General features: G+C 72.3%; 7 protein-coding genes and 1 pseudogene. 4 read left to right on the top strand and 4 right to left on the bottom strand.

What is annotated here, in order from left to right; genetic code table 11:
• Positions 1-61: 61 nt before the first annotated feature.
• Positions 62-4,297 carry a PAS domain-containing protein gene (locus ACIRPT_RS13155; protein ID WP_403826272.1) on the top strand — a complete coding sequence of 1,412 codons (4,236 nt, stop codon included), beginning with the start codon at positions 62-64 and terminating at the stop codon, positions 4,295-4,297.
• A gap of 49 nt (positions 4,298-4,346) precedes the next feature.
• Here ACIRPT_RS13155 and ACIRPT_RS13150 read toward each other — a convergent pair whose 3' ends face one another.
• The 3 genes from ACIRPT_RS13150 to ACIRPT_RS13140 form a co-directional block, all read right to left on the bottom strand.
• On the bottom strand, positions 4,347-5,996 hold the full coding sequence (locus ACIRPT_RS13150) for a long-chain fatty acid--CoA ligase (RefSeq protein ID WP_403826269.1): 1,650 nt from the start codon (positions 5,994-5,996) through the stop codon (positions 4,347-4,349).
• A 178-nt stretch (positions 5,997-6,174) separates the two neighbouring features.
• Positions 6,175-6,387: a DUF397 domain-containing protein gene (locus tag ACIRPT_RS13145; RefSeq protein ID WP_403826266.1), complete on the bottom strand. Its 213-nt coding sequence runs from the start codon at positions 6,385-6,387 to the stop codon at positions 6,175-6,177.
• Complete coding sequence (locus tag ACIRPT_RS13140) at positions 6,384-7,016, bottom strand: DUF5753 domain-containing protein (RefSeq protein ID WP_403827067.1); 633 nt, start codon at positions 7,014-7,016, stop codon at positions 6,384-6,386. The genes ACIRPT_RS13145 and ACIRPT_RS13140 overlap by 4 nt, the downstream gene beginning before the upstream one ends.
• 26 nt (positions 7,017-7,042) lie before the next feature.
• Between ACIRPT_RS13140 and ACIRPT_RS13135 the strand changes: the two are divergent.
• Positions 7,043-7,636 (top strand): annotated as a pseudogene (locus tag ACIRPT_RS13135) (protein-L-isoaspartate(D-aspartate) O-methyltransferase); the annotation flags it as partial.
• 25 nt (positions 7,637-7,661) lie between these two features.
• Here the strand turns inward: ACIRPT_RS13135 and ACIRPT_RS13130 are convergent.
• Positions 7,662-9,446, bottom strand: a complete 1,785-nt coding sequence (locus ACIRPT_RS13130) for a SpoIIE family protein phosphatase (protein WP_403826263.1) — start codon at positions 9,444-9,446, stop codon at positions 7,662-7,664.
• 324 nt (positions 9,447-9,770) lie between these two features.
• Here ACIRPT_RS13130 and ACIRPT_RS13125 point away from each other — a divergent pair, with 324 nt between their 5' ends.
• Together ACIRPT_RS13125 and ACIRPT_RS13120 are read left to right on the top strand one after the other, a co-directional pair.
• Complete coding sequence (locus tag ACIRPT_RS13125) at positions 9,771-14,108, top strand: HAMP domain-containing protein (RefSeq protein ID WP_403826260.1); 4,338 nt, start codon at positions 9,771-9,773, stop codon at positions 14,106-14,108.
• Positions 14,105-14,932, top strand: a complete 828-nt coding sequence (locus ACIRPT_RS13120; RefSeq protein WP_403826257.1) for a two-component system response regulator — start codon at positions 14,105-14,107, stop codon at positions 14,930-14,932. The genes ACIRPT_RS13125 and ACIRPT_RS13120 overlap by 4 nt, the downstream gene beginning before the upstream one ends.
• The last annotated feature ends 5 nt before the right edge of the window (positions 14,933-14,937 follow it).

The following is a 14,937-nucleotide window of genomic DNA, read 5'->3' as shown; positions in this document are numbered from 1 at the left end:
TCCACCCCAGCGGTCCGCCACGGCGGGCCGGCAAGGTGCGGTAACAGGGAGGAAGCGTCTCGTGAGCAGCAGGCCATCCCGAGGCGCTGCTCGCCTCGCAGCCATACTCGATGCCCTTCCCGACGCGCTGTTGCTCGTCAACTGCAACGGCACCGTCGTCAACGCCAACACCATCGCGCTGGAGACGTTCGAGGCGCCGGGCACCGCTCTGGTGGGCCGCGGGCTGCTGGACCTCCTGCCGACCTTCGACTCCAAGCGGATCCCGGGTTCCATGCGGCGCCGGGACGAGGAGACCGAGGGCGGCCGGACGAAGCCGACGCGGATGGTGGCACGGCGTACGGACGGGACCGAGCTGCTCGTCGAGGTGACCAGCGCCAACCTCGAAGACGGCCGCACCCCGTACGAGTCCTCCTTCGAGGCCGCGTACGCCGATCACCGCAACGGCTACACGGGCGATGAGCTGCTGATGCTCGTCGTGCGCGATCTGACCGGGACGCTGGACACCGAGGCGGAGCTGGCCCGCCAGCAGCGGCAGACCGAGATGATTCTGCGGGCCGCGGCCGAGGGCGTGGTCGGGGTCGACGCCGAGGGCAAGATCGTTCTCGTCAATCCGTCCGCGGCGCAGATCCTCGGCTACCGGGCGAGCGAGCTGGGCGGCAAGGAGCTGCATCCGCTGATCCATCACTCGCGGGCGGACGGTTCGGCGCTGCCGTGGGAGGACACGCCGCTGGCCGACACCCTCAAATCCGGGCGCAAGCACCGGGTGCGGGGGCAGGCCCTGTGGGCGAAGGACGGACGATCGGTGTCCGTCGATCTGACGACGGCGCCGGTGCGTGACGGGGACCAGCTCGTCGGCGCGGTGATGACCTTCACGGACCGGCGCCCCTACGACGCGCTGGCGGCACGGCACGCCCAGCTGCTCGCCGTGCTCGACCAGGCGCTGCGCGGGCCGTTGGAGGAGCTGACCGGCGAGCTCGGCACCCTCGCGTCCGACCCGGCAGGCCAGCTGTGGCCGGAGGCGAACCAGATCCTGCACCATCTGGCGGCCGGACACGCCCGGATGACGACGCTGGTCGACAACGTCCTGAGCTATCAGCGGCTGGACTCCGGGACGGAGCGGCTCAACCGCACCAAGGTCTCGATGGACACGGTCGTCGCGGCGGGCGTGGAGGGCGCGATCGAGCTGATCGGTCCCGGCCGGGCGCAGTTCGCGGTGCATGCGCCCCCGATAGACGCGCTGGTCGACGCGGAGCGGATGGCGCAGGCGCTGTCGCATCTGATCGCGGATGTCGCGGGTGTGGACTCGACGGGCCGGATGCCGGCGGGCGCCGTCGCGCCGGGCTCGGGCACCGCGGGCCGTACGGGGCCGATCCCCGGGGACTCGACGATCGTGGTCGCGGCCGCCAAGCGCGGGGACGTCGTACGGATCGAGGTGCGCGGCCCGTTCGGCGGCGGCGACCCGGTCCATGAGCCCATCGTGCGCGGGATCGTGCAGCAGCACGGCGGGCTGCTGCAGACCCATGAGGTGCCCGGCGGCTCGGGCGCGGGCGGCAGCGCATATGTGCTGGAGCTGCCGGTGGCGGCGGACGGCCCGGCGGCGTCCGGGGCGGAGAAGGCGGCCGGGGCGGACAAGGCCGGCGACGCGACCGGCGAGACGACGGTGATGCCGGTACCGGCCGCGCGGGCGCGGGGCACGCAGCCCGCCGGGGACGGTGCGGGCGAGGGCGACACTGGCCAGGGCGCCGCCGCTCCCGCCGGGGATTCCGGTACGGAAGGCGGCGCGCAGCCCACCGGGCGGCGGCGGGCGCGGCACTCCGGGGCCGAGCAGGCCGCGGGGCCGCGGGCGCTCGGCGCGGGGACCGGTGCGCAGGGCGCCGACGGCGCCGGGGCCGCTGCGGCGGGCGGTGCGCCGGGTGACGACGGTTTCGAGCAGCAGGCACCGCCCTCCCCGAGCGGGCGGCGGCGGGCGCGGCAGGGTGCGCCGGAGGACGGCGCGCCGGCTCTCCCGGCGGGGTCCGGCGAGGGCGGCGCCGCGGGCGACTCGAACGATGCGGGTGACGGCGGGGTGCCCGGGGCTGCCGGTGCCGGTGCCGGTGCCGACGAGCGGAGCGGTGTCGGCGGGGTGAGCGACGCGGCTGCCGCCGGTGACACGGGCGCCGGGCAGGGGCACGCCCCCGGTCCGGTTCCGGGACAGCCGGGAATCCCCGGTCAGGTGCAAGGACAGCTGGGAAACCCCGGTCAGGTGCAAGGACGGCCGGGAATCCCAGGTCAGGGTCAAGGTCAGGGGCAGCCGCAGGGCCTTTCGCCCGTGCAGCCGAGTGGCCGGCGGGCGCGCCGGGCGCTGGGGGCCGCGCCGGAGCGGGGCGCGCAGGGCGGCGGCGGTCAGACGCCGGTGCCGCCGGGCGGGCAGCAGCCCGCGGCGCGGTCCGCGGAGGCGCTGGCGCCCGCGGGGGCGCGTACCGCCTTTGCGCTGCCGCCTGCCGCGGCGGATCAGACCCCGCAGCCGGGTCCGTCGCTGCCCGCGCTCGCCGCGGCGAACGGGCAGGTGCCCGCGCAGGCCGGCGGCCCGCAGGACGGCGGCGGTACGGGGCGGCGCCGGGCGCGGCGGCCGGCCGACGAGGCGGGCGAGATGCCCGGCGCGCGGCCCGGATTCGAACTGGAAGCGGCCGGCTCCGGTGCGGAGCAAGGAACTTGGGACGGCGAGCCGACCGGGCGACGCCGGGCCCGACGGGCCGCGGCCGAGGAGCGGGCGGCGGCCGCGATGGCCGATTCCGAGGCGTCCGGCACCTTCGTGGCGGGCCCGGAGGGGCTGGTGGCGCAGCCGACCGAGCCGTCGGAGGAGACCGGTACGGCGACGGGTACGGCCCCCGGCGTCGCCCCGGCGCCGGGCGCGGCCCAGAGCCCGGACGCCGCCGCCCCTGCGGCGCCCGGCGCCGCCGCGGCACCCGGCCCCGCCCCCACGGGCCGCAGGCGCGGCCGCCCCAGCCCCGCCGAGGAACCCCCGGCCCAGGCGGCGCAGGCCCCCGTCCCGCCGCAGGGCCGGGCGCAGGCGGCGCAGGCCCCCGCCGCCCGGCAGCCGCTGCCGCCCGCCGCCGATGACGAGGGCTCCGCAGCGGGCCACTCCAACGGGCGGGCCTTCAGCGTGCGCACCCTCGGCCAGGGCGTGCCCTTCGCCCAGCAGATCGCCGACCAGCAGCGCCCGCCCGCGCCCCCCGGCAGCACGCCGCCCGGTGGCACCTCCGCCGGTTCGGGCCGCCGCCGGAAGCTCGCCACGCCCCAGGAGCGGCGCGCCCAGGACGACGAGCGCGCCCCGGCCGGCGATGCCCGCGCCCAGGGGGCCCAGCCCGGCACCGAGCCGGGAGCCCAGCTGTCGCCGCAGGCCAAGCCCCCGCAGCCGGCCGACCGCCCCAAGCCGCAGTCCCCGCCGCAGCCGCGTCTGCGGGACGTCGGCGAGGGCCGCGCCTTCGCGATCTCCGCGCCCGACGAGGGCAGCGAGGGTCCCGAGCCGCTGGACGGCCCGAACGGCGCCATCGAGGTGATGAACCGTCAGCCGCCGCCGATGGACGACGAGTTGCCGCCGGAGCCGCTGGACAATCCGCGCCGGCTGCTGGTGTGGCCCGCGCCGGACGTCCCGACCCAGCAGGCGCTGAGCGACCGCGGCTACCGGCCGGTGATCGTCAACTCCCGCGAGGAGGTGGACGCGCAGATCGCGGCGTACCCCGCGGCGCTCTTCGTCGACCCGCTGACCGGGCCGATCACCCGTACCGCGCTGCAGTCGCTGCGCCAGGCGGCGGGCGCGGCCCAGGTCCCGGTGCTGGTGACCGCCGGACTCGGCCAGGCGACCCGCGAGGCCGCGTACGGCGCCGATCCGGCCGTACTCCTCAAGGCGCTCGCGCCGCGCGACGGCGAGAACCACCCGGCCCGAGTCCTGCTGATCGAGCAGAACGACGCCATCGCGGGTGCCCTGACGACCTCTCTGGAGCGGCGCGGGATGCAGGTCGCGCGGGCCGGCGCGGACACCGACGCGGTGACGCTGGCGACGCAGATGCGGCCGAATCTCGTCGTCATGGACCTGATGCAGGTGCGCCGCCGGCGGGCCGGCATCGTCGACTGGCTGCGCGCCAACGGGCATTTGGACCGCACCCCGCTGGTCGTCTACACCGCCGCCGACATGGACCCGGCCCAGCTGCCGCTGCTCGCCGCCGGCGAGACGGTGCTCTTCCTGGCCGAGCGCTCCACCAGCGCCGAGGTACAGGCCCGGATCGTCGATCTGCTGGCCAAGATCGGCACGAACTGAGGGGTGGCTGAGAGGCGGTGGGGCCCCGGCCGGGCCCCACCGAGCGGCGTCACCCCAGCCGGGTCACCTTCAGCTCCCCGTCCGCGTACTGCCGCCGCAGCACCTTCTTGTCGAACTTGCCCACGCTGGTCTTGGGCACCGACGGGATCACCGCCCACCGCTCGGGCAGCTGCCAGCGCGCGATCCGCTGGCCGAGGAACGCCTGCAGCTCCTCGTAGGTGACCGCCGAGCCCTCCGTCACCACCACCGTCGCCAGCGGCCGCTCGCCCCACTTCTCGTCCGGTACGGCGACCACCGCGGCCTCCGCGACGCCCGGGTGGGCCATCAGGTGGTTCTCCAGCTCGACGGACGAGATCCACTCCCCGCCCGACTTGATGACGTCCTTGGCGCGGTCGGTGAGCGTCAGATAGCCGTTGGGGGTGATGGTGCCGACGTCACCGGTGCGCAGCCAGCCGTCGGGGCTGAACTTGTCGTCCGGGCGCAGCGCTTCGCCCTGGGCGCCACCGAAGTAGGCGCCGGCGATCCATGGCCCGCGGACCTCCAGTTCGCCCGCGGCCTGGCCGTCCCAGGGCAGCTCCTCGCCGCCGGGGCCGATCAGCCGCGCCTCCACGGACGCGGGGAAACGGCCCTGGGTAGCGCGGTAGGCCCACTCCTCCTCGTCGCTCACCCCGGCCGGCGGATGGGCCACGGTGCCCAGCGGGGAGGTCTCGGTCATGCCCCAGGCGTGGACGACGCGGATGCCGTGCCGTTCCTGGAAGCCGCGCATCAGGACGGGCGGACAGGCGGAGCCGCCGATGATGACCGTGTGCAGGCTGCGGACATCGCGCTTGTTGCCGTCCAGTTCGGCGAGCAGGCCCTGCCAGATGGTGGGGACGGCGGCGCCGATGGTGGGCCGCTGCGACGCGATCATCTCGGCGAGCGGCGCCGGCTGGAGGAAGCGGTCCGGCATGAGCAGCGATGCGCCGGCCATGAAGGCGGCGTGCGGCAGGCCCCAGGCGTTCACATGGAACATCGGCACGACCGGCAGCGCGAGGTCGCGGGGGCCGAGCGCGAACGCCTCGGTGGTGTTGACCTGGAGGGAGTGCAGATAGAGCGAACGGTGGCTGTAGAGCACGCCCTTGGGGTCGCCGGTCGTTCCGGAGGTGTAGCAGAGGGCGGCGGCCTCGCGTTCGTCGATCTCGGGCCACTCATAGGTCTCCGGGCGGCCGGCGAGCAGCTCCTCGTAGTCGTGCAGCCGGGCGGACGTGCCGGCGAGCAGGGACCGGTCGCCGGGGCCCACCACGACGATGTGTTCCACCGTGGGCAGCTGCGGCAGCAGGGGCGCGAGCAGCCGGAGCAGGGTGCCGTTGACGAGGATGACCCGGTCCTCGGCGTGGTTGATGATCCAGGTCAGCTGGTCGGCGGGCAGCCGCAGGTTGAGGGTGTGCAGCACCGCCCCCATGGAGGGGATGGCGAGATACGCCTCCAGATGCTCGGCGTTGTTCCACATCAACGTCGCCGTACGCTCCTCGGCCGTCACCCCGAGCTCGTCCCGGAGCGCATGCGCCAGCTGCGCGGCGCGGCGGCCGACCTCGGCGAAGGTACGGCGGTGCGGATCCGTATCGGTCCAGGTGATGACCTCCGACTCGCCGTGGACGGTCGATCCATGGGCCAGGATTCGCGAGACCGTGAGCGATACGTCCTGCATCGTGCTGAGCACCGGGTGCCTCCGCTTGGTTACGGACGGGTAGTGGTGCTGCGATTGTCGACGCATACCGCTTGGTATGTCACGTCCCTGGGGTGTGTTCTTGCCCGCAGGGCGGAAATCGGGGGCGGTCGCGCCGGGTGCGGCAGCGTGACCGCCAGTGCCCCCGTGATCGCTTCTTGACGTGCGGGCTTCAGATGCCGCCGAATTCGCCGACGCGGACGGCCGACACGAACGACGACCAGACGGACGCCTCGAAGGCGAGCGCCGGGCCGTGCGGGTCCTTGCTGTCACGGACGGGGACCATGCCGCGCGAAGGGAGGAGGTTGGCGGCGATCTCGAGGCAGTTACCGCCGTTGTTGCTGTACGAAGACTTGAACCAGCGGGGGGACTCGGTCGTGGTCACGGGGTGCCCTTTCGTACCTCATTGATCATGGCCACCGATGTCGCCTGGGGCAGCGCTTCGGCCTGCAACTGATGGTAGGCCGTCAACAGGGGGAGTACGGCTGTCGTATCGCGTTCCAGGTGTCCCCGCATCTGGGACTCTGCGTACGCGATCACGGACAGGTCTGACAGCGTGAGCAAGTTCATCGGCAGGTCGAACGGGCGACGCTCCCCTGTGTCGTACGGGGCGATCTGGAGCACGGTGTTCGGCAGCTCGGCGAACTCCGCCAGCCGGTCGAGTTGAGCGCTCATGACCTTGTGACCGCCGACCCGTCTACGAATGCAGCTCTCATCCATCACCACCAGGATCATGGGAGGGCGGGGCCGCGTCAGCGCCGCCTGCCGCTCCGTCAGGAACGCAACACGTTCATCCGCTTGTTCGGGCGCGATGGCACCCCGCCGCACGGCGCTGTCGGCCAGTACCCGCGCGTACTCCGGTGTCTGGAGCAGTCCAGGAATGATCCCGATTTCGTAAAGCCGGATCTCCGCCGCTCGGCCCTCGTGCCCGACGTACTCCGGGAAGCCTTCCAATAGGCCGCCCTGCTTGATCTCGCGGCACTCACGCTCGAACGCGTCGGCTGTGCCCTCGATGCCGAACGCCCTGTCTGCGCTGCGCGAGAAACGGAGAGTTCGCGTGGGTCGAGCAGTGCGAGCCGGGCGGCATCATCGTGGTCCCGTGGGGGACGCACTACAGCAACGGTGACGCCGTCGCCCGCCTGGTCGTCGCGCCGGACGGGCGGAGCGCATCCGGGCGGTTCACCGGGCCCGTGGAGTTCATGAAGTTGCGGGCCCAGCGGGCCAGGCCCGTGATCCACTCCGATTACGTGCCCGGCAGTGTTGCCGACGGCGACGAAACGGCCACGACGCTCACGGAATCGGAATTCGTCGGGGGACAGTTCACCCCCCAACGGTTCGCCCTCGGTCTCCGCATGCCGAATTGCCTGCATGCCGTGGCCGAGAAACGCGACGGCGGGCGGCCGGTCTGGCTCTACGGCATGACCGATCGCTCATGGGCGTGCGCCTGGTTCCGCGATGGCGATACGGCCCGTGTCTGGCAGTCCGGCCCCCGCCGGCTCTGGGATGAAGCGGAAGCCGCCTACCGATGGTGGGAAGAGAATTCCAAGCCGGGGCACGAGCGGTTCGGCCTGACCGTGACAGCGGAAGGGCAATCCGCGTGGCTGGACGATCCGGCTGACTCCTGGACCGTGTGAGAACGGCCCGGCAAGAGCGCCGCCCTCACCCCCGCCGTCCGTTCCCGCCGCGGACCGCCTGGAGTACGAGTACCGAAAGGTCGTCCTCCACCGGTCCGGTGCCGAAGTCGTGTGCCGCGCGGCGTACGTGTTCCGCCAGCGCCTTGGCGCCCAGGCCCATTCCGTCACGGAGGATTTCGGCCAGGCCGTCGTTGTCGTCCAACTGCCAGTTGCCGCAGCGGCGTTCGGTGACGCCGTCGGTGACGCACAGGAGCGTTTCGCCGGGGGCGAGGTCGAAGGAGCTGGCCTGGAATTCCGTGCCCTCGTCGATGCCCAGGAGCATTTGGGGGTCGGAGGCCGGCGCCACCCTCCCGTCGCCGAAGAGGTGCAGCGGCGGCGGGTGGCCGGCGGTGGCGACCGTGCAGTGCGCGCCGGCCACGCCCGGCTCGACCTCCAGTTCGCCGTAGAGCAGGCTCAGGAAGCGGGAGCTGGCCTGCTCGCCGCTCAGTTCCACGGCCTCCGCGCTGTCCTCGGCCATCGCGGTGTTCAGCCGGTCGAGCACGGACTCCACGCCGTGTCCCTCGCGGGCCAGCAGCCGCACCAGGTGGCGGGCCAGTCCGGTGACGGACATCGCCTCCGGGTCCTTGCCCTGGACGTCGCCGAGCAGGAAGCACCAGCGGTGTTCGCCCATCGGGAAGATGTCGTAGAAGTCGCCGCCGACGGTCTGTCCCTCGCCGTGCGGCTCGTAGACGATGGCCGTGTCGACGCCTTCGATGCTGGCCAGCGACGCGGGCAGCTGGCGGCGCTGCAGCGCCTGGCTGATGGTGGTCTGCCGGGTGTACTGGCGGGCGGTGAACACGGCCTGGGCGACCCGCCGGGCCACGTCCTCCACCATCCGTACGACGGTGTCGGTCATCTGGAGCTGTCCGGCGCGCCCGAGCAGCAGGAGGCCCTGCTCGGTGTCGCGGGCCACCAGCGGGAACGCCAGCGCCGAGCCGCCGGTGTGCCGGGCGCCGGCGCTTTCCGGCCAGGGCCATGGGGTGCCGGCGGTGCTGACGCCGACGGACGGGGTGTCCCGCTCCAGGTCGGCGCGCAGCGGCAGGATGCGCCGCTCGTCGACGTGCCAGACCCGGGACAGCTTCATTCCGGTGCCCTCGGTGTTCAGCCAGATGGCGCACCAGTCGGCGAGCCGGGGGACGAGCAGCTGCGCCGCGAGCGCGGTGACCATCTCCTGGTCGAGCTGGCCGGCCAGCAGTTCGCTGGTCTCGGCCAGAAAGGACGGGCCGCCGCGGTCGGCCCATTCGGCGGCGTGCGCGCGGGAGAGGGCGGCGGGATGGCCGGGCGGGGCTTGCCTCCGGCGACCGGCGCCGGCGGGCCGGGCGGACGGCGGGGGGCCGGGGATCTCGGGCTCGCCCTCCCTGGCCACGAGGCGGAACCACACCGTCTTCTCGGACTGCCGGTAGGTCACGCCCCAGGAGTCGGCCACCGCGCTGACCAGCTGGAGGCCGTAGCCGGGCTCTCCGCTGCGCGCGTCCACCCCGCCGTGTACGCCCCGGGAGGGGTGGCGGTCGGCCACCTCGACGACGACGCCCATGACGGCGGGGCCGTCGTCCGGGTGGACGGCCCCGCCGTCGGCGCCGTTGCCGCCGTCGTCCGATTTCACGCCCGGCGCCCCGGCGGGCTCCAGGCGGCAGGTCACGTCGATCTCCGTGCCGGCGTACATGACGGCGTTGGTGACCAGTTCGCTCACGAGGAGCAGGACGTCGTCGATGAAGCGCTCGGTGAGCGCGGCGGCCCCCGGGGTGACCGGGCGCCGCCGGGCGCGTTCCATGAGCACCGTACGGACGAATTTCCGGGCACCGGCGGGCGCGAGCTGATTCGCCGGTAGCCCCTTCCGGGACACGGCTTCCGTCGCGGGTGCGGACAACGGCCCCACTGCACCCCCCGGGAATGCCTGGGAAGAACTAATGGTGAGCGCTTTATACTATGACATATCTGCCCAAATGGATCACTGGGGGGATGGTGCGCCATGGCCCTCGACCCGACCCGGCCTGACTCCGCTTCTCCACCTCCACACCCGGGACCTACCGCATCTCCTGCCCCCTGCGACACCACGCCTGACGGGCAGGAGGGGGACACGCGCGCCCAGCAGCCGATGCCGGGCGATCTGCAGCAGATCCGCATGGGCGATCTGCGGCAGCTGCTCGCGGCGATGAATGCCCTGTGCGACGGGGATTTCACGGCGCATGCGGACGGCGTCCACGACGGCGCGCTGGCCGATCTCGCCGGTGTCTTCAACCAGATCGTGGCCCGCAACGCCCATCTGGCCGAAGAGCTGCAACGGGTCCGCCGCGAGATCGTCCGCCAGGGCAGGGTGGACGAGCGGATCACGGCGAGCCCCGGCCAGGGCGGCTGGACGAGCAATGTCGACGCGGCCAATTCCGTGCTCGGCGCGCTGGTGGTCCCGATCTCGAAGGCCACCCGGGTGCTGGACGCGGTGGCGGACGGCGATCTGACCCAGCACGTCGATCTGCACGACGGCAACCGCCAGCTCCGCGGCGATCTGCGCCGCCTGGGCAGCGGCGTCAACCGCATGGTGGACCAGCTGTCGCTGTTCACGGGCGAGGTCACCCGGGTGGCCCGCGAGGTCGGTACGGAAGGCCGGCTGGGCGGCCGGGCCAAGGCCCAGGGCCTCTCCGGCGACTGGCTGCACGTGACCGAGGCGGTCAACACCATGGCCTCGCGGCTGACGGCGCAGGTGCGGGACATCGCGGTGGTCACCACGGCGGTGGCGCGCGGCGACCTGACCCAGCAGGTGACGGTCGAGGCCACCGGCGAGCTGCTGGAGCTGAAGCTGACCGTGAACAAGATGGTCGACCAGCTGCGGGCGTTCGCGGACGAGGTCACCCGCGTGGCCCGCGAGGTCGGCACGGAAGGCCAGCTGGGCGGCCGGGCGCAGGTCAGGGGCGTATCGGGGGTCTGGAAGGACCTCACGGACAACGTCAACTTCATGGCGTCCAACCTGACCTGGCAGGTCCGCAACATCGCGCAGGTGACCACGGCGGTGGCCAACGGCGACCTCAGCCAGAAGATCACCGTGGATGCGCAGGGCGAGATCCTCCAGCTCAAGTCGACGATCAACACCATGGTCGACCAGCTGTCCGCCTTCGCCGACGAGGTCACTCGCGTCGCCCGCGAGGTCGGCACGGAAGGCAGGCTGGGCGGCCGGGCGCAGGTCAGGGACGTGTCCGGGGTCTGGAAGGACCTCACCGAGAGCGTCAATTTCATGGCCGACAACCTGACCACCCAGGTCCGCAACATCGCTCTGGTGGCCACGGCCGTCGCGGAGGGCGACCTCGGCAAGACGATCACCGTGGAGGCCAAGGGCGAGATCCTGGAGCTCAAGTCGACGATCAACACCATGGTCGACCAGCTGTCCGCCTTCGCCGACGAGGTCACCCGCGTCGCCCGCGAGGTCGGCACGGAAGGCAACCTCGGCGGTCAGGCCCAGGTCAGGGGCGTATCGGGGGTCTGGAAGGACCTCACGGACAACGTCAACTCGATGGCGCTCAACCTGACCTCCCAGGTCCGCAACATCGCGCAGGTGACGACCGCCGTGGCCAACGGCGACCTGTCGAAGAAGATCGACGTGGACGCCCGGGGCGAGATCCTGGAGCTGAAGGACACCGTGAACACCATGGTCCAGCAGCTGCGGGCGTTCGCGGACGAGGTCACCCGCGTGGCCCGCGAGGTCGGCACCGAGGGCAGGCTGGGCGGCCGCGCACAGGTCCACGGCGTATCGGGCGTCTGGAAGAACCTCACTGACAACGTCAACTTCATGGCCGACAACCTGACCTCCCAGGTCCGCAACATCGCGCAGGTGGCCACGGCCGTGGCGAAGGGCGACCTGTCGAAGAAGATCGACGTGGACGCGCGCGGCGAGATCCTGGAGCTGAAGACCACCATCAACACCATGGTCGACACGCTGTCCTCGTTCTCCTCCGAGGTGACGCGCGTGGCCCGCGAGGTGGGCAGCGAGGGCCAGCTGGGCGGCCAGGCCCGGGTCGAGGGCGTCTACGGCACCTGGAAGAAGCTCACCACCAGCGTCAATGAGCTGGCGCTGAACCTGACGACGCAGGTCCGCGCGATCGCCGATGTCGCCAGCGCGGTCACCCAGGGCGATATGTCCGGCTCCATCTCGGTGGAAGCCCAGGGCGAGGTCGCCGAGCTGAAGAACAACATCAACCTCATGGTGGCCAACCTCCGCGAGACCACCCGCGCCAAGGACTGGCTGGAGTCCAACCTCACCCGCATCGCCGGCCTGATGCAGGGCCACCGCGACCTGGTCGAGGTCGCCGACCTGATCCTGCGCGAGCTGACACCGCTGGTGAACGCGCAGTTCGGCGCGTTCTTCCTGGCGGAGGCGGGCGCCGAGGCGGGCGAAGGGCTGGAGTTCATCGCCGGCTACGGCACCGAGCAGGCCGACGGGCGGCGCTCGCTGCCCAGCCCCGGCGCCCCCGGCTGGGGCCTGATCACCCAGGCCGCGATGGAGAAGAAGCGCATCCTCGTCGACGCCGTCCCCCCGGACTACATCACCATCCGCTCCGGCCTCGGCGCCGCCGCCCCCGCCAGCGTCGTCATCCTGCCCGTCCTCTTCGAGGACCAGGTGCTCGGCGTGATCGAGCTGGCGTCGTTCAGCCGGTTCAGCGAAGTGCACCTCGCGTTCATCGACCAGTTCGCCAACACCATCGGCGTCTCCATCAACACCATCATCGCCAACTCCCGTACGGAGTCCCTCCTTTCGGAGTCCCAGCGGCTGACCGCCGAGCTGCGCCAGCGCTCCGACGAGCTCCAGCTCACCAATGCCGAGCTGGAGGAGAAGGCCGCGCTGCTGGCCACGTCCTCCCAGTACAAGTCCGAATTCCTCGCCAATATGTCGCACGAGCTGCGCACCCCCCTCAACTCCCTGCTCGTGCTCTCCCGCCTCCTCGCCGACAACCCCGACGGCCGGCTCTCCGGGCAGGAGGTGGAGTTCGCGGTCACCATCCACCGCGCCGGCTCCGACCTCCTCCAGCTCATCAACGACATCCTCGACCTGTCGAAGATCGAGGCGGGGAGGATGGACGTCCACCCCAAGGCCCTCCCGCTGGACAAGCTCCTCGACTACGTACGGGCGACCTTCCGCCCGCTCACCGTCGACCGCGGCCTCTCCTTCGACGTCAAGGTCGGCGAGGGCGTCCCCCGCGAGCTGTTCTCCGACGAACAGCGCCTCCAGCAGATCCTGCGCAACCTCCTCTCCAACGCCGTGAAGTTCACCTCCACCGGCGGCGTCGAGCTCAGCGTCGAACGCGTCCCCTCCGCCGGCTTCACGGAGGAGTCCCTGCGCAACGCCGATGTCGTCATCGCCCTCGCGGTCAAGGACACCGGTATCGGCATCCCGCCGGAGAAACTCGACGGCATCTTCGAGGCGTTCCAGCAGTCCGACGGCACCACCAACCGCAAGTACGGCGGCACCGGCCTAGGCCTCTCCATCAGCCGCGACATGGCCGCCCTGCTCGGCGGCCGGATCATCGCCGAAAGCGAGCCCGGCATCGGCTCGACCTTCACCCTCTTCGTCCCCGCCCGCTACAGCACCGCCTCCCCCATTACCGTCTCCCCGGCTCCGACCCCCGCGGCCTTGCCCCCCGTACGTGCCAACGTGACTACGCACCGTGAAGTTCCCGCCCCGAGCGAGCGGCCCCCGGAGCGGGGGACCGACGCCGCGGAGGCCGGCGGGGATGCGCTCGCCAAGCACCCGGGGGACTCCTTCGAGGCGCCGGAAGCCCCCGCCCGCACCGGGGTCCAGGCCGCCCCGCGGCCCGACGGCTCGGACGTCGCCTGGCCGGAGACCACCCGGCTCAGGGAATGGCTGAGCGGCCGCCCCGGCCGGGTGCTGGCCAACCGCCGCATCCTCATCGTCGACGACGACATCCGCAATGTCTTCGCCCTGACGCACGTCCTGGGCCGGGTCGGCATCAGCGTGAAGTACGCGGAGAACGGCCGCGAGGGCCTCGAGGTCCTGGACAGGACGCCCGATGTATCGCTGATCCTGATGGACATCATGATGCCCGAAATGGACGGCTACGAGATGATCAAGGCGATCCGTCACGCACCCCGCTTCGCGGACCTGCCGGTCATCGCCCTCACCGCGAAGGCCATGCCGGGCGACCGCGAGAAGGCGATCGAGAGCGGCGCCGACGACTACATCCCCAAGCCGGTGGACGTCGACCGGCTGCTGGCCGTGATCTGCCGCCTCCTGGATCCGCAGGACCGTACCGAAGTCGTACGGCCGGAGCCCGAAGCGGCCGGGGCGGCGGCCGACCCCGGCGATGACGCCCACGGCGCGCCCACCGACGGAGAGACGACCCGCGGGGAGACGGCTCACGGAGAGGCGGCCCGCGGAGACCTTGCAGGCGGAGAACCGGCCGGCGGCACGGCGGGGGAGGCCACATGACCACCACACCCGACAGCACCACCAGCATCCTTATCGTCGACGACATGGAAGAGAACCTGGTCGCGCTGGAGGCCGTTCTCGGGTCGCTCAGCCAGCACGTGGTCCGCGCGCGCTCGGGCGAGGAAGCGCTCAAGGCGATGCTGCGCCAGGAGTTCGCCGTGGTCCTCATCGACGTCCTGATGCCGGGCATGAACGGCTTCGAGACCGCCGCCAACATCAAGGGCCTCGACCAGACCAAGGACGTCCCGATCATCCTCCTGACCGGCGCCTCCGTGGACCCCAACTACGCCTACCGCGGCTACACGGTCGGCGCGGCCGACTTCCTCGTCAAGCCCTTCGACCCGTGGCTGCTGCGCACCAAGGTCAACGTCTTCCTCGAGCTGCACCGCAAGAACCGCCAACTCGCGGCCCAGGCCGAGCAGTTGAAGCGGCTGCTGACGTCGGATGAGGCCGCCGAGACCGCGGTGGCCGCCGACCACTCCGCGCAGGCAGCGGAGCCCTTCTGCGCTCCGCCCGTCCCTGGCACCAACCCCCAGCACGCGCAGTCCGTGGAGTCCGTTGAGCTCCCGGAGCCCGCCGTGATCGCGGAGACCCCAGCGGCCTCCCCCGCCCCGCCGCCGGACACCGCCATCCCCCCGGGGCAGGACGCCCTCACCACCGCCGGGGCCGGCGAGGCCGCCCGCCTCGCCGACGTCGTCGGCCAACTCACCGAGATCGAAACCATGTTGCGCGACGCACACGGCGCCGAACCCCCCGCCCTCGCCGACCGCATCGCGGAGCTGGAGCAGGCGGTGGGCAGACTGCTGGTGAGCCGGGGGACTTAGCGGGG

This window comes from Streptomyces sp. NPDC101227 (genome assembly GCF_044767545.1).
Lineage (GTDB): Bacteria > Actinomycetota > Actinomycetes > Streptomycetales > Streptomycetaceae > Streptomyces.
Note: the sequence above shows the minus strand (reverse complement) of the source record. Positions and strands in the feature narration are given on the sequence as shown.